22 protein-coding genes are annotated in these 19,279 nt (G+C 55.2%); 7 read left to right on the top strand and 15 right to left on the bottom strand.

The window, feature by feature from the left end:
• Positions 1-201: 201 nt before the first annotated feature.
• From DD597_RS01770 to gspC, 12 genes are read right to left on the bottom strand one after another with little or no spacing between them, the layout of a single operon-like run.
• On the bottom strand, positions 202-999 hold the full coding sequence (locus tag DD597_RS01770) for an A24 family peptidase (protein ID WP_058648673.1): 798 nt from the start codon (positions 997-999) through the stop codon (positions 202-204).
• On the bottom strand, positions 996-1,481 hold the full coding sequence (gene gspM / locus DD597_RS01765; RefSeq protein WP_063159184.1) for a type II secretion system protein GspM: 486 nt from the start codon (positions 1,479-1,481) through the stop codon (positions 996-998). The genes DD597_RS01770 and gspM overlap by 4 nt, the downstream gene beginning before the upstream one ends.
• Positions 1,478-2,611 carry a type II secretion system protein GspL gene (gspL, locus tag DD597_RS01760; protein ID WP_045337400.1) on the bottom strand — a complete coding sequence of 378 codons (1,134 nt, stop codon included), beginning with the start codon at positions 2,609-2,611 and terminating at the stop codon, positions 1,478-1,480. Before gspL ends, gspM begins: the two co-directional genes overlap by 4 nt.
• Positions 2,612-2,626: 15 nt before the next feature.
• Entirely contained in the window at positions 2,627-3,637 is a 1,011-nt protein-coding gene (gene gspK / locus DD597_RS01755; protein ID WP_023315728.1) for a type II secretion system minor pseudopilin GspK, read from the bottom strand.
• Positions 3,634-4,293 (bottom strand): type II secretion system minor pseudopilin GspJ, encoded by a 660-nt coding sequence (gene gspJ, locus DD597_RS01750; RefSeq protein WP_045895452.1) that lies wholly within the window; start codon positions 4,291-4,293, stop codon positions 3,634-3,636. The genes gspK and gspJ overlap by 4 nt, the downstream gene beginning before the upstream one ends.
• Positions 4,290-4,670 carry a type II secretion system minor pseudopilin GspI gene (gspI, locus tag DD597_RS01745; protein WP_048209018.1) on the bottom strand — a complete coding sequence of 127 codons (381 nt, stop codon included), beginning with the start codon at positions 4,668-4,670 and terminating at the stop codon, positions 4,290-4,292. The genes gspJ and gspI overlap by 4 nt, the downstream gene beginning before the upstream one ends.
• Positions 4,663-5,148, bottom strand: a complete 486-nt coding sequence (gene gspH / locus DD597_RS01740) for a type II secretion system minor pseudopilin GspH (RefSeq protein WP_032608942.1) — start codon at positions 5,146-5,148, stop codon at positions 4,663-4,665. The genes gspI and gspH overlap by 8 nt, the downstream gene beginning before the upstream one ends.
• Positions 5,148-5,597: a type II secretion system major pseudopilin GspG gene (gspG, locus tag DD597_RS01735; protein ID WP_003858352.1), complete on the bottom strand. Its 450-nt coding sequence runs from the start codon at positions 5,595-5,597 to the stop codon at positions 5,148-5,150. Before gspG ends, gspH begins: the two co-directional genes overlap by 1 nt.
• 3 nt (positions 5,598-5,600) lie before the next feature.
• Positions 5,601-6,809 (bottom strand): type II secretion system inner membrane protein GspF, encoded by a 1,209-nt coding sequence (gspF, locus tag DD597_RS01730; protein WP_129255901.1) that lies wholly within the window; start codon positions 6,807-6,809, stop codon positions 5,601-5,603.
• Complete coding sequence (gspE, locus tag DD597_RS01725; protein ID WP_022650700.1) at positions 6,809-8,287, bottom strand: type II secretion system ATPase GspE; 1,479 nt, start codon at positions 8,285-8,287, stop codon at positions 6,809-6,811. Before gspE ends, gspF begins: the two co-directional genes overlap by 1 nt.
• Positions 8,288-8,303: 16 nt before the next feature.
• Entirely contained in the window at positions 8,304-10,226 is a 1,923-nt protein-coding gene (gspD, locus tag DD597_RS01720; RefSeq protein ID WP_129255900.1) for a type II secretion system secretin GspD, read from the bottom strand.
• A gap of 13 nt (positions 10,227-10,239) precedes the next feature.
• Positions 10,240-10,971, bottom strand: a complete 732-nt coding sequence (gene gspC, locus DD597_RS01715) for a type II secretion system protein GspC (RefSeq protein WP_032645856.1) — start codon at positions 10,969-10,971, stop codon at positions 10,240-10,242.
• A 300-nt stretch (positions 10,972-11,271) separates the two neighbouring features.
• On the opposite strand from gspC, the gene DD597_RS01710 reads away from it, so the two are divergent.
• Positions 11,272-12,834, top strand: a complete 1,563-nt coding sequence (locus tag DD597_RS01710) for an ExeA family protein (RefSeq protein ID WP_060579656.1) — start codon at positions 11,272-11,274, stop codon at positions 12,832-12,834.
• Positions 12,834-13,466: a hypothetical protein gene (locus DD597_RS01705; RefSeq protein WP_023315719.1), complete on the top strand. Its 633-nt coding sequence runs from the start codon at positions 12,834-12,836 to the stop codon at positions 13,464-13,466. The genes DD597_RS01710 and DD597_RS01705 overlap by 1 nt, the downstream gene beginning before the upstream one ends.
• 3 nt (positions 13,467-13,469) lie before the next feature.
• Here DD597_RS01705 and DD597_RS01700 read toward each other — a convergent pair whose 3' ends face one another.
• The 3 genes from DD597_RS01700 to DD597_RS01690 all read right to left on the bottom strand — a co-directional run bounded on the left by DD597_RS01700 (position 13,470) and on the right by DD597_RS01690 (position 15,513).
• Entirely contained in the window at positions 13,470-14,093 is a 624-nt protein-coding gene (locus DD597_RS01700) for a helix-turn-helix domain-containing protein (protein WP_023315718.1), read from the bottom strand.
• A gap of 269 nt (positions 14,094-14,362) precedes the next feature.
• A complete protein-coding gene (locus DD597_RS01695) occupies positions 14,363-15,193 on the bottom strand; it encodes an N-acetylmuramoyl-L-alanine amidase (protein ID WP_032608935.1) in 831 nt (276 codons plus the stop codon).
• A complete protein-coding gene (locus tag DD597_RS01690) occupies positions 15,190-15,513 on the bottom strand; it encodes a heavy metal-binding domain-containing protein (protein ID WP_003858361.1) in 324 nt (107 codons plus the stop codon). The genes DD597_RS01695 and DD597_RS01690 overlap by 4 nt, the downstream gene beginning before the upstream one ends.
• Before the next feature lie 97 nt (positions 15,514-15,610).
• Here DD597_RS01690 and DD597_RS01685 point away from each other — a divergent pair, with 97 nt between their 5' ends.
• The 5 genes from DD597_RS01685 (at position 15,611) to artM (ending at position 19,225) form a co-directional block, all read left to right on the top strand.
• Positions 15,611-16,129 carry a lipoprotein gene (locus DD597_RS01685; RefSeq protein ID WP_023315717.1) on the top strand — a complete coding sequence of 173 codons (519 nt, stop codon included), beginning with the start codon at positions 15,611-15,613 and terminating at the stop codon, positions 16,127-16,129.
• A 226-nt stretch (positions 16,130-16,355) separates the two neighbouring features.
• Entirely contained in the window at positions 16,356-17,084 is a 729-nt protein-coding gene (artP, locus tag DD597_RS01680) for an arginine ABC transporter ATP-binding protein ArtP (protein ID WP_006809439.1), read from the top strand.
• An 18-nt stretch (positions 17,085-17,102) separates the two neighbouring features.
• Positions 17,103-17,834 carry an arginine ABC transporter substrate-binding protein ArtI gene (gene artI, locus DD597_RS01675; RefSeq protein WP_006174322.1) on the top strand — a complete coding sequence of 244 codons (732 nt, stop codon included), beginning with the start codon at positions 17,103-17,105 and terminating at the stop codon, positions 17,832-17,834.
• Between the two features lie 6 nt (positions 17,835-17,840).
• Positions 17,841-18,557 (top strand): arginine ABC transporter permease ArtQ, encoded by a 717-nt coding sequence (gene artQ / locus DD597_RS01670; RefSeq protein WP_003858367.1) that lies wholly within the window; start codon positions 17,841-17,843, stop codon positions 18,555-18,557.
• Entirely contained in the window at positions 18,557-19,225 is a 669-nt protein-coding gene (gene artM, locus DD597_RS01665) for an arginine ABC transporter permease ArtM (RefSeq protein ID WP_003858369.1), read from the top strand. Before artQ ends, artM begins: the two co-directional genes overlap by 1 nt.
• Positions 19,226-19,279: the final 54 nt, after the last annotated feature.

The following is a 19,279-nucleotide window of genomic DNA, read 5'->3' as shown; positions in this document are numbered from 1 at the left end:
GATCATGGATGCGTTTCGCGTAATGCGTATTTAACCAACGTGAGTGCCGTGAACAAAAAATTGTTACTGCGTTGTATTCCTCCATTAAAAGATACAAGCCAAATCCCGTGTAGCTTATATCTCTTACGATACACTGAGCGTAAAGGATCGTCCTTTCCTTCCTCCATCAAAAAGATTTATAAAAAATCTTGACCTGTATATTTAAAATGTGAAAGCAATTTGCTGACTAATAAAAACCCCTATTCCAGCAAAGGCGAGATAAGGACCAAAAGAAATAGTGAGGTTATTTTTATTTAAATTATTTACGGCGAAATAACCGACAATACCGCTTAACGCTGCCGCCAGCTCAATAGAGGGCAACGCCTGCCAGCCGCACCAGGCGCCCAGCGCCGCCAGTAGCTTAAAATCCCCGTAACCCAGACCTTCTCGTCCCGTGATCAGACGAAAAGCCCAGTAGAGCAGCCAGAGCGACAGATAGCCCGCCACCGCGCCGAACAGCGCATCGCGTAGCAGCAACGTGTGGTCAAACACATGAAGCAAGAGACCTGCCCACAGCAGCGGCTGGGTCAGGCAGTCCGGAAGCAGCTGGTGCTGCCAGTCGATCATGGCCAGCGGCAGTAAAAAAGCCGCCAGTAACCACAAAGAGAACAGCGCCTGAACGTCTGGCATGCACCAGGCCGTGATGCCAAAAAACAAGGCGGAGATCAGTTCGACCAGAAAGAGTCGCAGCGGGATCGCGCTGCCGCACTGGTGGCAGCGCCCCCGTAATAAAAGCCAGCTGAGCAGCGGGATGTTTTCCCACGCGGCGAGCGCGTGCTGGCACACCGGACAGTGCGAGGCCGGAATGAGCAGATTACCGCTCCCCTCCTCATCCATCACCATCCCCGGTACGCGTTCGGCGACAACGCCAAGAAAACTGCCCACAATGCCGCCCAGGATCGCACTCATTATCGGGAACCCTACCGGAAAGGCATCCCGCATCAGCGCGAAGGTATTCATGCGTTTTTTGCCCAGGTGAGTTGCACCTGCGCTTTCACATCGCTGAGGTGGTCAAGCGGCGTGAGGTTTATTTTTTGCAATCTCACACCGGTGGTCTGATTAATTTCACGCAGCCAGCTTTTTAATTCATACACATTAACCCGATTCACCACGAACGATAAAGTTTGCCCCTCCTGGCGCACATCCGTCAGCGAAAGGTTAATTTCATGGGCGCTATTCTCGACCACCGTACGCGGATTATCCGTTTTGACTAACTGGATCTGAAGATGATTTTTATCAATTTCACTGCGCATCCAGTTAAGCGTCTCTTTTTGTCTTTTAAGTGTCGATTTACTATTTTTAATCATATTATCCAAGGGGATCACTCCTGTGTAATACACCGCTGCCCCCACAATGGCAACGGCACATATTTTTAAAATGATTTTTTCCCGGGCGCTGTAATTCTGATAGCGCGCTTTCAGCTGTGCGATTCGCTCTTTCATTTATGTTTCCCTGCGATCATGGCGGTATACGGTTCGGTTGTTGAAACAGGCTGTAAGGTAAAATCAAAATTCTCACTGGTCTGGTTAACAAACGCCTGCAACGCGGGCTGGTTTTGCGCGCTGACGCTCAGCGTCAGGGTGTTTTGCTGCGCATCGTATTCCAGCAGATCGATCTCCATCGCAGGGACTGACTGCCGGGCTTTCTCCAGCTCCTCAAGCTGAAGAAAGAACCCCTTGCTCTGTTTTTTCAGGCTTTGGCCAAAGTGATATTTGATATTGGTCTGCTGGCGCATGCTGGGGAAATGGTGCTGATAAACCTGGACGATCTCCTGCTGCACCCGATTTTCCTGCTGCACCAGCATCCAGGCCATCGCAATGCGTGGCCCCAGCAGCAGACCAACAGACAGCACGCCCGCCGCCACCATCGCGGCTTTCATCCTTTTCGCCGCCCGCCCATGACCGGCCTTAAGGCTGAATTCACCGTGAAGCAGGTTAACGCGACAGGTTTGCCACTGCGGCTGGATCAGCGCCAGCGGATGCTGCCAGGCATGCTGCACGTCAACGTGCACCTTCGCAGGCGCATCGCCGTAACACCACACTTCCCCGACCCCAGCTTTCTGCATTAACAGCGGCAGCAGGGTTGCCTCCATTTCACCCGCCACATGGGGCGATAAACGCAGCCAGTAGCCATCATCCTGCGCGACCAGCGTGCTGCCCCCTGCCGTCACGGGCAGGAGCCAGGCATCAGGCAGGGCCTGAATCACGTTTAATCCGGCCTCCTGACAGCGGGTTAATGTTGCGCGCAGGCGGTCGGCGTCAATGGCCACGGCGTCGACGTCGGCGCCTTTTTTGTGGAGTACCGTCCAGTGGAGGTTGTCCACGTCGCCAATCAGCGTCTCTTCTGCCATCCACGAGAAGGCCATTCCCTGAGAAGCCACCTTTTTCGGTAGCCTAAAATGGCGGAAAATCATGTCGCTGGCGGGTAACAGGAGACAAACGCGCGTAGCCAGGGGGTGTTCGGCCAGCATCTCCAGGCTGTCGACCACCTCGACGCGCTCGCTGCCGGACTCACACCACATTATTTTCCCGCCCTCGCGGCTGTCGGGACGAACAAAAAGTACCTGTTTCATAACGTTCTACTTTTCTTATTCAATCATTCGGTAACGACGCTGCCACGTCACGATCTCACCGGCTTCGTTATTCACCTGAAGCTGGCTGACCACGCGAAGCGTTAATTCATCGGTATTGCCGGTGTAATTCACGCGGAAGTACCGGCTGTTTATAGAAAATTGATCCACCACCTGCGGGAGATCGTCTTTTAACTGCGGGAAGGCCTGCTCCAGCGCTTTGCTGAACGCTTCCATATTTTCCCAGCCCGATTCCGGACGCGAATCCAGCAGGCGAACGGCGTCATCCCGCGTGAGTTTTCCCGGGAACATGGCCGCCAGCACGGCGGCCTGTTCCGGTTGCAGGGTGTTCACGTCCACCTTGCTGGCGGCGTCCGGCAGCGCGCATAACAGCTTGCTCACCTTTGGATATGCCGTAACAGGGAACGCCGGCAGCAGTTTGATTTCCGCGATGCTGCGCATCATCTGATTTGCCGGTTGCCGCGCGGGCACGACGCCAGCCCACGCATCGCTTTCGGCCCCCTCCTTCGCCGTGGTGCTGTCACCATCGAGATAATCCACCAGCTGGAAATAGACCGCCTCCGCCGTGCCCGGACTGAGCCCACTTTCCGTCAGAAGTTGTTCTACAATCCGCGCTTTACGCGGTGTTTCCGCCACCGCGGGAGCGCTTTGCCCCTGGGGTGCGATGTCGGCGGTCAACAGGTTATTGACGTTAAAGCAGTCCTGCGCATCTTCCACCTGGCTCACGACCGTGTAATCTTCACCCTGCGTCTCCAGCGGCTGATGCCAGTCGCCGTCCAGCGCCAGCGGCTTGCTCTCGCCGCTGGCGTCGGTCTGTAATCGGTCCTTCACCACTTTTTCCTGGGCCTGCATCGCCCAGCGCAGCTGCTGCTGGCTTACCTGATAATGCGTTTTCTGCAAATTACGGCAGAACTGCTGGCTGATTTTGGCGGCCAGCGCCGACATCATCACCAGCAAAATCAGCACCACCAGCAGGGCGACGCCCTGTTGTTGACGGATCCGCTTCATGGTCTGGTCTCCGGCGAAGGGGCAGGCGCAGGGGCTGCATCCGGGGGCGTCCCAGGCGCGTCGGCGGCTTTCTCTGGCGCCGCGGCAGCGGCCACCTCCGGCATATCACCCGGCGTGGTAAACACCCAGCGCCAGGTATCCCCGTTTTCCATCGTCAACGTAACCTCCACGCCGTCCGGCAGATGGGCGGCGTCGCTCCAGCTTTTCAGCCAGCCCTGACGATAAAACCGCCACTGCAATGATTTAACGCCGCTGACAATCGGCACTTCGTCAGGCTTAACGTCCGCCGGGCCGTCAATGACCGGCCAGACGTCGCGATACAAACGCCCCTCTTCCAGCCGCCAGCGCACGCGCTCCAGCTGGACCGTTCCGCTCACGCCATTCAGGGTGGTCAGTTCAAGGGCATCGCCCGCCTGACGAAACAGCTCCGGCTCATTACGCGGGGCGCGCGCCTGAAGCTGGAAAAAATCACGCTCCATCAGACTCCAGGCGCGCTGAAGCTGGTTGAGCTTTGCGGCGCTGGCATCCGTCGCCGAGCTGGTACGCATCGCGCCGTCCAGAATTTGCCAGGCCAGGGTGCTGATCACCGCGAAGATAGTCAGCGCAATCATGATCTCCAGCAGGGTAAATCCGCGCTGGCGTCGCATTTTCTTCACTTGCTCTCTCCCGGCGGAATGATATGCAGGGAAATAACCGGCTGGCTCTCATCGCCTTCCGCATACACGCGTATTGTATTCGCCCAGACGTTGTCGGCCGTTTTCACCCGCTGCTTACGCCAGTTCCAGCTGCGCCCGCCCATGATTTCCGTCCCCTGCTGTTCAGCATCCGGGAAGTCGGTTTTCGTGAGCTGTGCTTCCGCCAGCTGGTTTTCCGCCACCCAAGTGGCCTGCAAGGTATCGGCCAGGCCATGGGTAAAACGCACGTTCAGGGAGACCGAGTTCATCAGCGCCAGCGCGGCGGTGGAGAAAATCACCAAAGCGACCATCACCTCCAGCAGCGTCATCCCCTTTTGCTTTTTGTTGCCGTTAGCCATCGTTTTCTACCGATACCGGCGCCGCACCTTGCGACACCACGCGGAAATGGTGCTGTTTGTCATAACTTTGCAGCGTCAGCGTAAAGCGGCTGATTTCACCGTCCGGTAAAAAGATCACCTGCGGCTCGGACGTCACCGTCGCGGCCAGGCGCTGCGGCGAGAGCGACACATGCATCTCTTCCGGAAAATCACCTTTGGTGGTAATGCGTCCGGCAGATAATGGCACCCAGTGACGCTCGCCATTTTCATCGGCGATCGTCACCAGCTGATATTTATCGGTGGCGATCACCAGCCCGACAATATTTCCGTCCATCACCGCACGGTCTGAACCATAATCAACAAGCGCTTTTAATTGCTGGCCAAATATATCCGCGCCGCTGCGCGAAGGAATGGTGGACACCACCATCATGGCGCAACTGGCAAATATCACCAGCGCCAGAATAATTTCCAGCAACGTAAAGCCGCGTTGATTTTTCATTATTTCTCTTTCTTATCCAGAGACCAGTTGGTAATGTCATCGGCGGTATTGGCTTCGCCGTCCGGACCGGCTGAGAAGACGTCCACCGCGCCGTGTTCACCCGGGCTCACCAGAAGATAATCATTGCCCCAGGGGTCCTGCGGCAGGCGACGGATATAGCCGTCCGTGCGGTAGCCGTTCGGGATTGGCGCGATTTCAGGTTTGGTCACCAGCGCCTGCAAACCCTGCTCAGTGGTCGGGTAGCGGTGGTTATCCAGCTTGTACATATCCAGCGAGCCTTCGAGCGCGACAATATCGCTGGTTGCTTTTTGCGTATCGGCTTTTTCCTTATTGCCCATTAAATTTGGCACCACCATACTCGCCAGTACGCCGAGAATAACAATGACCACCATTAATTCGAGCAATGTGAAGCCCGCCTGGCGAGCCAGGTTTTTACGTTTTAAAGCCATGATTTAACCTACCATATTATTAAGTTGCAGAAGCGGTTGTAATATTGAAAGCACGATGAATAAAACAATCGTCGCCATGGATACCACCAGCGCCGGTTCAAAGACCGACAGCGTTAATGTAATTCGATGTTGTAAGGCCGATTCCTGATTTTCCGCCGCGCGATCCATTAAATTACCTAATTCCCCGCTCTCTTCACCGGAGGCAATCATATACAGCATGGTGGGCGGGAATAATTTCGCCTGTTCCAGCGCCGCATACAGCGACGCCCCCTGGCGCACGGTGTCGGCGGCCTGCTCCAGCACCTGCTGGGCATAGCAGTTTTCGATACCGTCCATCGCGATATACATCCCCTCCAGCAGCGGCACGCTACTGGCCTGCAAAATACTCAGGGTACGGATATAGCGGGCGCTGTTGATGGCGCAGACCAGCTTTTTAATCGGCGAGCCGTTCACCAGCCAGCTGTGCCAGCGAAAACGGTTTTTGGCATTCCTCAGCCAGGTTTTGAAGCCGATAAAGCCGCCCCCCAGAATGCCCACAATATAAATGCCCCAGGCTTGCAGGAAATCACTTACCGCAATCAGCGTCCGGGTGGTGATCGGCAGCTGCTGCTTCATGTGAGTGAACTGCTCGATCACCTGCGGCACCACCGCCACTAGCAGTATGCTGATGACCGCGATGGCGACCACGGTGAGGGTTATCGGGTAGACCATCGCCTGCGTCAGCTTGCTTTTCATTTTCTGGCGCTGCTCGTTGTACTCCGCCAGCTTCTCCAGCACGTCGCCCAGGTGACCGGTTTTCTCCCCGGCCATCACCAGCGTGCAGTAAAGCTTGTCGAAGGTGCGCGGGAACTGGCTGAAGGCATCGAACAGGGTGTGGCCTTCCACCACCTTCTCGCGGATCTCCACCACCATCGCCGCCAGCTTTTTGTCTTCCGTCTGCTTCGAGATCGCTTTCAGCGCGCTCTCCAGCGGCAGCGCGGCGTTGACCAGCGTCGAAAGCTGACGGGTAAACATCGACAGCACCGGAGTGGAGAGCTTCACCCCGGTTTTCGCTTTCCCGCCAGCCGCCGTTTCGCGGGTTTCGGTAATGCTGACGGGCATCAGTTTTTGCTCGCGAAGCCACTGGCGAACCTGCTTCTGCCCCTCGGCCTGTAACGTCCCGCGCTGGGTTTTCCCCGCGGCATCCGTCGCTGTCCAGGCGTAGAAAGCCATTATGCATCCCCCCCACGCTCGGCGGTGACGCGCATGACCTCTTCCAGAGACGTCACGCCGCCGATCACCTTCAGCAGCCCGTTTTCACGCAGGCTGTAGGCCTGCTTAAAGAGCTGCGTTTCGAGGGACATTTCGTCCTTATCTTCATGGATGGCGCGGCGCATGGCGCTGTCCACCACCAGAAATTCATGAATACCGGCGCGGCCCTGATAGCCGCTCTGACGGCAGTGTTCGCACCCCACCGCGCGGTAAATCGCTTCTGGCGGCGCGTCCATAAAGCTGAACAGCGCTTTTTCATTGGCGTCCAGCGGACTGGTGGTCCGGCAGTGCGTACACAGTCGACGCACCAGACGCTGGGCAATGACACCGAGCAACGATGAACCGATTAAGAAGGACTCCAGCCCCATATCCCGCAGACGGGTTATCGCCCCTGCGGCACTGTTGGTGTGCAGCGTCGACATCACCAGGTGACCGGTCAGCGACGCCTGCACCGCAATCTGGGCGGTCTCACCGTCACGAATTTCCCCGATCATTACCACGTCCGGGTCCTGACGCAGAATGGCGCGCAGCCCGCGGGCAAAGGTCATGTCCACGCGCGGGTTAACCTGCGTCTGCCCCACCCCTTCCAGCTCGTACTCAATCGGATCTTCCACGGTCAGAATGTTGCGTTCGTGGCCGTTCAGCGCTGAAAGAATGGCGTACAGCGTGGTGCTTTTACCGGAACCCGTCGGGCCGGTAACGAGGATGATCCCGTGCGGGCGTTCGATCAGCCCTTTCAGCTTCTCCAGTTCTTCATCAATCAGCCCCAGCTTGTTGATGTCCGGCTTGAGATTGCTTTTATCGAGCAGACGCATCACCACGCGCTCGCCGTACTGGGACGGAATGGTCGACACACGCACGTCGATCGCCTTGCGACCGATGCGCAGGGAGATACGGCCATCCTGGGGGAGACGTTTCTCGGCGATGTCGAGTTTCGACATCACCTTGATTCGCGATACCAGCAGCGGGGCGAGCTTACGCGCCGGTTGCAGCACCGGGCGCAGCACGCCGTCAACGCGAAAGCGAATGCTCAGGGTGCGCTCGAAGGTTTCGATATGAATATCCGACGCGCCGTCCTTCACCGCCTCGCCGAGAATGGCGTTGATCAGGCGGATCACCGGCGAGTTTTCGTCGTTATCGAGCAGATCTTCGTTATCCGGGATCTCCTCGGTTAACGCCATCAGATCGATATCCGCGTCCATGTCGTCCACCAGCTGCTGCGACACGCCGCTGCTCTGCTGCCAGATTTTGGCCAGCATCTCATCAAACGCTTCCGGCGCCAGGGTGATCGGGACGAACGCGCGTCCAAGCACCCGGCGCACCTCCAGCAGTGCTAACGCCGGGGTGTCCTCACGGATATAGACGTCATTGTTGTAAAGCAGAACGCCGTTATCTTTTGCGTAGTTGCTGCTACACAGGGATTTACTCAGTTCGTCCACGTTTTATCCCTCCGCCTTACTCTTTAAACGGATTGCGTGCCGCGGAGGTTTTCACCGGTGCGACGTGAGGGCTTGCTGAAGGAAACGCGGGCAGGACGGCATTGTCGCTCGGCTCAACAATACCGAGCTTTTTCTCTTCCACGCGCTGCATCTGGCGCACCCGGATCTGGTCATATTTCTCTTTCGAGGCTGCGCTGTAGTTGTCGTCGTCACGCAGGACGGTGGTATGAATAAACACCATCAGGTTGCGTTTAGAGGTATCCTGCGAGGTGTAGCGGAACAGCTGCCCGACCAGCGGGATATCGCCGAGCAGCGGCACTTTGGAGACGGACTGTTTGGTCACATTTTCCATCAGGCCGCCGAGCACCACCGTCTGGCCACTGTGAACCATCACTTCGTTATTGATCGTGCGCGTGTTGAAGGTTGGGCCGAGGCTGGAATCTTCCGTCGCGCTGTTGTCAACGCTGGACACTTCCTGCTCAATCTTCAGGTGGATCATGTCGCCATCGTTGATTTGCGGCACAATCTTCAGCTTGGTACCGACGGTTTTACGCTCAACGGAGTTAAACACGTTGTCGCCGCTGGTGGTTTGCGAACCGGAAAGCACCGGCACATCCTGACCGACGTTGAATGACGCTTCTTTGTTATCCAGCGTGACCACGCTTGGCGTGGAGAGGATGTCGTTTTTGCCGTTGGTGGAGAGCGCGGTCATCAGCGCACCGAAATCACCGTTAAAGAAGCCGGTCGCAAGGCCAGTGAAGCTCGCCCCTTTCATGGTGCCATTTTTAATCTGGCTGATTGGCAGGCCGGTAGCGCCAAACTGCACGCCGCCGTGCTTGCTGGTCCACTGCACCCCAAGATCCAGGCCGTTGCCGTCCTGCACTTCGGCAATGATCGCTTCCACCAGCACCTGCGGACGGCGAATATCCAGCTTGTCGATCACCTTCTCCAGGGAGTTCATCACATTAGGCTGCGCGGTGATCACCAGGGAGTTGGTTGACTCGTCGGCGGTGATATTCAGATCGGTTGAGGCGCTCGCGGTTTTCGCTTTGGCCGCGCCCGGCTTGTCTTTCAGCTGCTCGCCAATCCCGGTCAGCACCGGCACCACTTTGGTGGCGCTGGCATATTTGAGGTAGAAGACGCGGGTGTTCCCCTCGTTATTCTGCTCGCGATCCAGCTGATGGATAAGGGAACGGGTACGCGCGCGCGCATCTTCCGAACCGCTGATCACCAGGCTGTTGGTTTCGTCATCCGCCACCACCTTGGTCGCCAGCTGCGGCGCGTTCTGCCCTTTCTGCTCTTCGTTGTTGAGGTTGTTCAACATATCCGAAAGTTCTTTGGCAGAGGCAAAGCGCAGCGGGATGATTTCGCGGCGCTGAATACCGTCTTTATCGACGCGCTGCACCAGATCCACCAGGCGGTTCACCACCGAGGCTTTACCGGTTAACAGCAGGACGTTGGACGGCTCAAAGTGCACCACGTTCCCGATGCCAGTGGCATCGTTGAGCTGACGCAGCAGCGGGGCCAGCTCGCGAACGGGTACGTTTTCCATGCGCACCACGCGGGTGATGATCTCGTCACCTTTGCCCGGGTTCTTGCTGTCTGCCAGCGGCGCACCGGCGGTACGCGCCACGCTTGAGCGCACCACTTTGACCATGCCGTTGTCCATCGGGATCACCGACAGGCCGTAGAGATCCAGCACGCTCAGAAAGAATTGGTAGTACTCATCTTCCGTCAGCACGTTGTAGGTTCGGACCGAGACGGTGCCCTGGGCGGACGGGTCGACCAGAATGGTTTTGTTGAGATTGCGGCCTACCGTATCGATAAACTCGCGAATATCAGTATTTTTAAAACTCGCGCTAAAGTTAGCTGCAAGCAGCGAACTGGAATATAACGACAATGCGGTCAGCGCCACGCACGCCCAGGGAAATTTTTTCATGTCTGCACACTTGTTAATTGTTTAGAACATTAACCCGAATATTTTCAAGGTGAGCGTGACGCCGCACGACGACATCCGCTTCTTTCATTTTCGACCAGTTGGCAATAATGCTTTTCGCTTTTGCTTCATCGGTCATATCGACAGAGTTAACCTGAACCGCCACATCGCCTTTTTCCAGACCTGACTGACTGTAAAAGGCGGAGGCATTCCTTGGATTTATCCTGTAGCCTTCCAGTCGGCCTTTTTCAATGATGGGTTTTAACACCAGATAATCATCAAGATGCAAACTTTCTGCGCCAGCATCTTTCGTCGATTGTGTAACCGGGCCGCTATCCACGCCCCCCTTAAAATAGTCCGGTTTATTTAACGCCAGTACCTGCGTAGCACCTTCATAATTAACCACCACATTATCTTTGTTTATTTCCTGAATAAATGCGTCGTTAAATCCGGCGAGAGGTTCACCCTCACGGTAGCTTCGCTGACCGCCTGGGGTTTTGATAACAGCAAAGGAGAGCCAGGCGTCATCACTGCGCACAATGCCCTCTATCTCCGCTGCCAGCGGGGCTTTTGCCGCATCCGCTAAGTTCTCCTGACGGACGGCAGCCGTAAAAAGCGTGAAGGGTTTATCCTCGCGCGTTTTTTTCAGCGGCTGTAGATCAGCTTTAGCCAACTTATTCGTAACTTTTTTATAATCTTTTAAGGTGAGATACCCTTGCTGGCCGCTAAAAATGAGCAGCACAAACATAATACAAGGCGTTATCCCCCGTGACAGAAATGAGAACCTCATTTTTTATCCGGCCTATAGCAAAGCAAAAATAAGCAGCGTCATACTGCGCCAATATGGAGGAAAATAGTAATAAGCTGTTGCAAATACGACCACTGACTTCGCCACCAACTTTCATACAGAAAAATATTGACCGTATAAAATCCAGATGTTAGGCGCGGCCAGCTGGATATTTTTACCCTGTCTGCAAATTGACCGCTCAGGGGCATTACCTTACTTTCTGCTGCTGTTGCTATTCCTAATCAGAGACGGTCAGTCGTTATGTATCAGAGCCACTTTAATTTTAAAAATCCGCCATTCAGGACAATCACCCGTTTATCCGGTGATTTTCTGGTGCCTTATCATCAGGACGTGTTCAACCTGCTGAAAGAGAAAACCCAGCTGGCGGGTATTATCGGGCTTTTTTGCGACGACGCTCCGCTTCTGAGCCACTTCATCGACGCGCTGAAAGCCAGCAGCAATACCGTTATTGCCATCAACGCGTTTCCCAAACTGAGTGCCAGTAGCCTGCTGTACAAACTCAACCCGGGAACGAAAGCGATTAAAGATCGCATGCAGGCGGTGGATGCCGTCCTGCGCCAGTGGCAGGAGGGGAAAGCAAAATCCAGAGTGCTGACCATCGCCCATTCCGAAGCCATGAAGGAGAGCTGCCGTGAAGTCCTGGGAACGCTGCTCACGCGCGCCCAGGAGCTGAACTTCCGGCTCGCCGTGGTGCTGACGGGTGCTGCGGAGCAGGAACGCCTGCTAAAGCAACCTGAACTGCGCGAATATACGCACACACATCATGTCCTGCGCCCCCTCACCTGCCGCGAATACCTGAGCTATGTGCAGGCGCAGTGCGAAGAACACGACTGTGAACATTCGCCGTTGCCGCCTGCCCGCGTGCGCAAAATGCACACGCTGACCAAAGGCAACATCAGCAAACTGAACGCGCTGGCACACCTGTCAATGCTCGCCGCCTGGACGGAACGCGCGGCGCAGGTCAGCCCACGCCATTTACGTCTGGCGGCGGGAGAGATCCTGCCCGCCAAAAAACACGGTAAGCGCCTGGCAACCGTGGGGCTGTTTGCGTCCGTGCTATTTGCCGCCTGCGGCTGGTATTTTACCTCGTCGATCGGCGCGCGCCTGCCGATCCAGCTGCCGGTGCCCGTCAGCTGGAAACAGCAGACGCCAAAACCTGAGGCAGCCGTAGTGCCGGTTATCGACAACGAAATAGTTAATCAGCCGGATGCGATGCATCAGCTTTATCTCATGTGGGGGTATGACGCCTCGGCCGACGATGCGCTGTGCCAGAACGCCGCTAAAGTGAACCTGATGTGTAAACAGGGGAACGCGTCCCCGCAGACGCTGGCGCAGGAAGGGTATCCGTGGGTCAGTGAGCTGAAAACCAGCGGTCACCTTAACTATGCAGTGGTCGCCAGGGTCGGAGATACATCAATTGACTTGTTAATGAATAACCGGACCTGGCAGGTAAGCCGCAGCTGGTTTAACCGGCATGCGACCGGCAACTTCACCCAGTTGCACCGCCTGACACCGGAAGGAAAAGACGCGATCGGCACGGCCAGCGACAGCAAAGACATGGCCTGGCTCGATCAGCAGTTAAGCATCGCGTTGAGCCAGCCCGAAACGCATGCCCGGATCTGGACCGCAGAAATGATGAAACGCACCCGCGAGTTCCAGCAAAAAATGCATCTGCACGTGGATGGCATCCCCGGTGAAGAAACGCTGATGCAGCTGATGCGCGTGACCAACAGCACGCCGGGCGTACTGATTCAGGCAACCCGCACCACCCCGGACGCAAAAATGCAGGAGAAGAAAGCCTAATGTCGACCATCTGCCTTGCGGCCCAGCGCAGCTATACAACCGGGGAAGCGGTCTGGTTTTCGTACCGCCTCCCCAGCCTGAAAAACGTATTCGGCAAAACAGCGTTATGGCTGGTCGGGCTTTGCGCCATGCTGGTTGTCGGCCTGTATATGCACGTCTACTGGAACCTGCGCCACCCGGCACCTGAACCGGTCAACGCCAGCGTTGCCAAACCGGAAACGCAGCTTTCGGAAATGCATTACGTGTACGTGAGTAAACCGTTCCCGCATCCGCAGCCTAAAGTTGCGCCAGTGCATGTTGATGTTCCACCGATGCAGGATCTGCCGATCAGCAGTGATGATGCCGACTGGCAGCAGGCGCCCGAGGGCGCGGTGCCGCACGATACCTCGCGGGATACCTTACCCGGAACCGAGGCGCATGAGCACGATATCGCCCCCGCCAGCACGAGCAGTGAAGAGTCATCATTAACGGAATTATTTAAGCAGGCATTAAAAGAGCAGGAGCAGGATTATTCTCAAGGAAAAATTCCCGCGCCGCCGGTTGACGAAACGCAGGATAATTCACAAGCGAGTGTAAAAAACAGTGGAAATAGCCGTTCTCCTTTGAGTGAGAAAGGAGAACAGCGGGAGTAAGTATTAATATTTTTCAGGCAGTGCGGTGAGGTTAAGCAATCGACCTTTTTCCACCACAATATATTGACCTTTTTTCAGATCGGAGAGGATTTTGATAATAGTACTACGTGCGAGGTTAGTGTATTCCTGAATGTAATCATAAACGTTAATATCACGTTGCTGATGAACAGTCAGATCGTTGATCTCATATAAAAATTCACGAACAACAGAATACGCACTGCGGGCAACCAGAACATCATCACGTTTGCTCATCAGGCATATGTACCAGGAAAGGACTTTGGTCAGGTCAGGCCACAGATTTTTTTCGGTCATCAGCTGGGCGAAGACCTCTTTCTTGATCGAGCGAACGACCGTATTCGTCCGGACAAGGCCGTACATATGGGTGGCGTTGTAATACATTGACGATAGGCCGAAAAGGCATTGTCCGGTGACAGTAAACATGCACAGTTCGTCAGATTCACGTCGAAATTCGACTTCGCCGCTGACGATGACATGAATGTAACCGGAATCAGTAGTGGAAATTTTCTGCCATTTCTTTAACGTTTTTTCTTCAACGCCTGCGGTTGCAGAAATAATTCTTTCCATTTCATATTGTGGACGTAATTTTTTTCCATAGATGCTTAACATTGTTATACCCGATTTAAGATGTGATTTTTTAAAATAAGATGGCCGCGGCATTTACGCCGAACCATAAATTTTTACCTGATGAAAATCTCAAGAATAAAAATAAAAGAGTAAAGTTTTTGATTAATTCGCTACATTACTTAGCGCGCTATGTGTCCATCTTAAATCGGGATAATTTTAAGTCAATTAACTAAAAATGAAATGAGTTTGTACTTAGGATTAATCTGATAGAAACTTAAGAAAATATACTCACTCGGGGGTAATCCGAAGGTTTACCCCTGCCCGTATTTCTCTAAAAGTGCTTCGACAATCGCCATGGTTTCCACATCCGCTACGCCATTCCATAACTGCGGGCGGAAATGCATCTGGAAAACCATGATGATGCGTTTTTGCTGTGCGGGCGTGCTGTTTTCTGGCACCTCGTAACCGTAGCGCGCCAGCAGATCGAGCAGCGCTGCGGTATCAACCTGCTGATAATGCGGTCGGCCGTTGATATAAAAATTCACCCGCGCCGGATCGGGCCAGGCCCCGATACCCTGCTGCGCCAGCTCGCGCCACGGAAACATCGGGCCAGGATCGTCTTTGCGCTGCGGGGCGATATCCGAGTGTGCCACCACGTTCTGCGGTTTTATGTCGTAGCGGGCGATGATGTCTCTGGCAAGCGGGATCAGCGCCGCAATTTGCCCCGGTTCGAAGGGGGTAAAGGTTTTCACGCCATCGGTTTGCCGCCAGCCGCGGTTTTCCAGCTCAATGCCGACGGAGGTATCATTTATGCGGTTGGTGCCACGCCAGAAGCTGATGCCCGCATGCCAGGCCAGCTCGCTCTCCGGGACCAGCTGCCAGATACGCGGTTTGCCCTGGGGTGCTGGGGGCTTTGCGGGAATGAGATAGTGAGAGCTGACGTTTTTATCGGTCAGGGTCGCAAGCGAGGTGTCGAAATCGTCGGCGGTGTAGTGAATAACCAGCACCTTTATACGCGGGTAGGCCGCCTGCGCCTGATGGCGCGTATCCAGCTCGTACGCGCCTTTATCAACGATGCCCTCTTCCGAGGCGCATCCTGCCAGCAATATCGCCAGCAGGAGGGTTGAGAGCGAACGCTTCATCGACGGGTTTTCACCGCCGTACCGCTTACGCTCACCATCAGCATGCTGGCATCTTTCCCGACCGTTTCGTAGTCGATATCAATACCTACCACCGCATCCGCGCCCAGCGCTTTGGCCTGCTCGCCCAGCTCCTTAAACGCAATGTCACGCGCTTTACGCAGCTCTTTCTCGTACGCGCCGGAGCGACCCCCGACGATATCCCGAATGCCGGCAAAGAAGTCCCGGAATATGTTCGCGCCCAGAATCGCCTCACCGGTGACCACGCCGCAGTACTCGGTAATCGGTTGACCTTCCAGGGTTGGCGTTGTTGAAAACTGCATACTTTCTCTCCTTCTTTAGCGTTCAATGCGTTAGCAACTGCATTATCGGTTCGTTACGCTATGATTGAAAGGATAGTTAATAAATAAGGAAATCAACATGCGCTACTCTGCTTTAACGCTTTTAGTGCCATGCGCGCTGGTGCTCAGCGCCTGCACAACGCCGGTCACGCCAGCCTTTAAGGATATCGGAACCCGCAGCGGCCCTTGTATTGAGGGTGGCCCGGACGCCGTGGCGCAACAATTCTATGATTACCGTATTCAGCATCGCGGTAATGACCTGACCGCCCTGCGCCCGTACCTGAGCGATAATCTGGCGAAACTGCTCACCGACGCTTCGCGCGATCCGCAGCATAACGCCCTGCTGTCATCCGATCCGTTCTCCAGCCGCGCCACGCTGCCGGACAGCGCCGACGTCGCCAGCGCATCCACCATTCCAAATACTGACGCACGCAATATTCCCCTGCGCGTGAAGCTAACCCAGGGGACGCAAACCTGGCAGGATGAGGTGCTGATGATCCGTGAAGGCCAGTGCTGGGCAGTAGATGATGTACGCTACATTGGCGGCAGCGTTCATGCCCCGGCAGGCACCCTTCGCCAGTCGATTGAGAACCGCTAACGCATCCGTTAAATAAACGTTAACCCCGTAAAATGTCCGGCATTTCAGGCGGAATGCCGACATTTATACTCGCCCCCCTTTCCCGTCGCTATTTTGTGCTATGTTTAAGAGTAAACACGGGTTATATTTAACTTTTAACGCATAAATATTGCATAACTATTCTGTCAACGGTACTATCTGCGGCCTCAATTGCTATAGTTTGCCTGGATGAGTAAAGACTGCCCCGATGAGTATTAAACTAAACGGCATTAACTGCTTCTACGGCGCACACCAGGCGCTGTTCGACATTACGCTGAGTTGCCCGGAGGGCGAAACGCTGGTTTTGCTTGGCCCAAGCGGCGCGGGAAAAAGCTCCCTTCTGCGTGTTTTAAATCTGCTTGAAATGCCCCGTTCGGGAACGCTGGCCATCGCCGGTAACCATTTTGACTTCGCGAAAACCCCTTCTGATAAAGCGATTCGTGAACTGCGTCAAAACGTGGGCATGGTTTTCCAGCAATACAATCTCTGGCCGCATCTGACGGTGGTGCAAAACCTGATTGAAGCCCCGTGCCGCGTGCTTGGCTTAAGCAAAGACCAGGCGATGGCGCGCGCTGAAAAGCTGCTGGAACGTCTGCGTCTGAAACCGTACAGCGACCGTTATCCTCTGCATCTCTCTGGTGGTCAGCAACAGCGTGTGGCGATCGCCCGTGCGCTGATGATGGAGCCAGCGGTGCTGCTGTTCGATGAGCCGACCGCGGCGCTGGATCCGGAAATTACTGCCCAGATCGTGAGTATCATTCGTGAGCTGGCGGAAACCAACATTACCCAGGTCATCGTGACCCACGAGGTGGAAGTGGCGCGCAAAACCGCCAGCCGCGTGGTCTATATGGAAAACGGGTATATCGTTGAGCAGGGTGACGCGAGCTGCTTCACTAACCCGCAAACCGATGCCTTCAAAAACTACTTATCACACTGATGTGTTAGGGAAATTATAATGAAAAAAGTATTGATTGCCGCGCTGCTTGCTAGCGTCAGCCTTTCCGCTACCGCAGCCCAGACCATCCGTTTCGCCACTGAAGCGTCCTACCCTCCGTTTGAATCCATCGATGCGAACAACAAGATTGTTGGCTTCGACGTGGACCTGGCAAATGCCCTGTGTAAAGAGATCGACGCGACCTGTACCTTCAGCAACCAGGCGTTCGACAGCCTGATCCCAAGCCTGAAGTTCCGCCGTATCGACGCCGTAATGGCCGGTATGGACATCACTCCGGAGCGTGAGAAGCAGGTTCTGTTCACCACCCCTTACTACGACAACTCTGCGCTGTTCATCGGTCAGAAAGGTAAATACGCCTCCGTTGACCTGCTGAAAGGCAAGAAAGTCGGCGTGCAGAACGGCACCACGCACCAGAAATTCATCATGGATAAGCACCCGGAAATCACCACCGTGCCGTATGACAGCTACCAGAATGCGAAACTGGACCTGCAAAACGGTCGTATCGATGCGGTGTTCGGGGATACGGCTGTCGTGACTGAATGGCTGAAAGCGAACGACAAGCTGGCTGCCGTGGGTGACAAGGTGACCGATAAAGACTACTTCGGTACAGGTCTGGGTATTGCCGTACGTCAGGGCAACACCGAGTTGCAGCAGAAATTCAACGCTGCGCTGGAAAAAGTGAAGAAAGACGGCACCTACGAAACCATCTACAAAAAATGGTTCCAGAAGTAATTCCTGATGAATGAAATTTTTCCTTTAGCAAGCGCCGCCGGGATGACCGTCGGCCTTGCCGTTTGTGCACTGATTATCGGCCTCGTACTGGCGATGTTCTTTGCGGTGTGGGAGTCCGTTAAGTGGCGCCCTGTCGCATGGCTCGGTTCAGCGCTGGTGACTGTGCTGCGTGGACTCCCGGAAATTCTGGTGGTCCTGTTTATCTATTTCGGCTCCTCACAGCTGCTGTTAACGCTGTCGGACGGCTTCACGATTAATCTCGGCTTTGCGCAAATCCCGGTGCAGATGCAGATCGAGAACTTCGACGTCAGCCCGTTCCTGTGCGGCGTGATTGCGCTCTCCCTGCTCTATTCAGCCTATGCGTCACAAACGCTGCGCGGCGCGCTGAAAGCGGTGCCACAGGGTCAGTGGGAATCCGGTCAGGCGCTGGGCCTGTCGAAAGCGGCGATCTTCTTCCGCCTGGTGATGCCGCAGATGTGGCGTCATGCCCTGCCAGGGCTGGGTAATCAGTGGCTGGTACTGCTGAAAGATACCGCGCTGGTAAGCCTGATCAGCGTGAACGATTTGATGCTGCAAACCAAAAGTATCGCCACCCGTACGCAGGAGCCGTTTACCTGGTACATCGTCGCGGCGGCAATCTACCTGGTGATCACGTTGCTGAGCCAGTACGTTCTGAAGCGTATTGACCTGCGCGCAACGCGTTTTGAACGGAGACCAGGCTGATGCTGGATTATTTACCCGAACTGATGAAAGGGCTGCACACCAGCCTGACGCTGACCGTCGCGTCTATCATCGTGGCGCTGATCCTGGCGCTGATCTTCACCATCGTCCTGACGCTGAAAACGCCAGTGCTGGTGTGGATTGTACGTGGCTACATTACGCTCTTTACCGGTACGCCGCTGCTGGTGCAAATCTTCCTGATTTACTACGGCCCGGGGCAGTTCCCGTCGTTACAGGAATACCCGGTGATCTGGCACCTGCTCTCTGAACCGTGGCTCTGCGCCCTGATTGCCCTCTCGCTGAACAGCGCCGCCTACACCACGCAGCTGTTCTACGGTGCCATTCGCGCGATCCCGGAAGGCCAGTGGCAGTCCTGCGGAGCGCTGGGCATGAGCAAGAAGGATACGCTGGCGATCCTGCTGCCCTATGCCTTTAAGCGCGCGCTCTCTTCCTATTCCAACGAAGTCGTTCTGGTGTTCAAAAGCACCTCACTGGCCTACACCATCACCCTGATGGAAGTGATGGGCCACGGACAGCTGCTGTACGGACGCACCTACGACGTAATGGTGTTCGGTGCGGCGGGTCTGGTCTATCTGGTGGTCAACGGTCTGCTGACGCTGATGATGCGTCTTATCGAGCGTAAGGCGTTAGCGTTTGAGCGCAGGAATTAACCACCCAAATGCATAAAACGGTATTCATGGAGCGGGTAACCTGATGGGTTATCC

It is taken from the genome of Enterobacter cloacae complex sp. 677-3DZ2D5B (assembly GCF_004136695.1).
GTDB classification, from domain to species: Bacteria; Pseudomonadota; Gammaproteobacteria; order Enterobacterales; family Enterobacteriaceae; genus Enterobacter; species Enterobacter hormaechei_C.
Note: the sequence above shows the minus strand (reverse complement) of the source record. Positions and strands in the feature narration are given on the sequence as shown.

What these genes read in the sequence shown, in the direction of transcription:
- gspK (WP_023315728.1), bottom strand. Translation starts at nt 3,637, where the DNA reads ATGAAGCGGATCCGTCAACAACAGGGCGTCGCCCTGCTGGTGGTGCTG.
- gspM (WP_063159184.1), bottom strand. Translation starts at nt 1,481, where the DNA reads ATGAAAGAGCGAATCGCACAGCTGAAAGCGCGCTATCAGAATTACAGC.
- gspD (WP_129255900.1), bottom strand. Translation starts at nt 10,226, where the DNA reads ATGAAAAAATTTCCCTGGGCGTGCGTGGCGCTGACCGCATTGTCGTTA.
- gspC (WP_032645856.1), bottom strand. Translation starts at nt 10,971, where the DNA reads ATGTTTGTGCTGCTCATTTTTAGCGGCCAGCAAGGGTATCTCACCTTA.
- DD597_RS01695 (WP_032608935.1), bottom strand. Translation starts at nt 15,193, where the DNA reads ATGAAGCGTTCGCTCTCAACCCTCCTGCTGGCGATATTGCTGGCAGGA.
- artQ (WP_003858367.1), top strand. Translation starts at nt 17,841, where the DNA reads ATGAATGAAATTTTTCCTTTAGCAAGCGCCGCCGGGATGACCGTCGGC.
- artP (WP_006809439.1), top strand. Translation starts at nt 16,356, where the DNA reads ATGAGTATTAAACTAAACGGCATTAACTGCTTCTACGGCGCACACCAG.
- gspF (WP_129255901.1), bottom strand. Translation starts at nt 6,809, where the DNA reads ATGGCTTTCTACGCCTGGACAGCGACGGATGCCGCGGGGAAAACCCAG.
- DD597_RS01710 (WP_060579656.1), top strand. Translation starts at nt 11,272, where the DNA reads ATGTATCAGAGCCACTTTAATTTTAAAAATCCGCCATTCAGGACAATC.
- gspI (WP_048209018.1), bottom strand. Translation starts at nt 4,670, where the DNA reads ATGGCTAACGGCAACAAAAAGCAAAAGGGGATGACGCTGCTGGAGGTG.
- artM (WP_003858369.1), top strand. Translation starts at nt 18,557, where the DNA reads ATGCTGGATTATTTACCCGAACTGATGAAAGGGCTGCACACCAGCCTG.
- DD597_RS01685 (WP_023315717.1), top strand. Translation starts at nt 15,611, where the DNA reads ATGCGCTACTCTGCTTTAACGCTTTTAGTGCCATGCGCGCTGGTGCTC.
- artI (WP_006174322.1), top strand. Translation starts at nt 17,103, where the DNA reads ATGAAAAAAGTATTGATTGCCGCGCTGCTTGCTAGCGTCAGCCTTTCC.
- gspL (WP_045337400.1), bottom strand. Translation starts at nt 2,611, where the DNA reads ATGAAACAGGTACTTTTTGTTCGTCCCGACAGCCGCGAGGGCGGGAAA.
- gspH (WP_032608942.1), bottom strand. Translation starts at nt 5,148, where the DNA reads ATGAAAAATCAACGCGGCTTTACGTTGCTGGAAATTATTCTGGCGCTG.
- gspG (WP_003858352.1), bottom strand. Translation starts at nt 5,597, where the DNA reads ATGGCTTTAAAACGTAAAAACCTGGCTCGCCAGGCGGGCTTCACATTG.
- DD597_RS01705 (WP_023315719.1), top strand. Translation starts at nt 12,834, where the DNA reads ATGTCGACCATCTGCCTTGCGGCCCAGCGCAGCTATACAACCGGGGAA.
- DD597_RS01700 (WP_023315718.1), bottom strand. Translation starts at nt 14,093, where the DNA reads ATGTTAAGCATCTATGGAAAAAAATTACGTCCACAATATGAAATGGAA.
- DD597_RS01770 (WP_058648673.1), bottom strand. Translation starts at nt 999, where the DNA reads ATGAATACCTTCGCGCTGATGCGGGATGCCTTTCCGGTAGGGTTCCCG.
- DD597_RS01690 (WP_003858361.1), bottom strand. Translation starts at nt 15,513, where the DNA reads ATGCAGTTTTCAACAACGCCAACCCTGGAAGGTCAACCGATTACCGAG.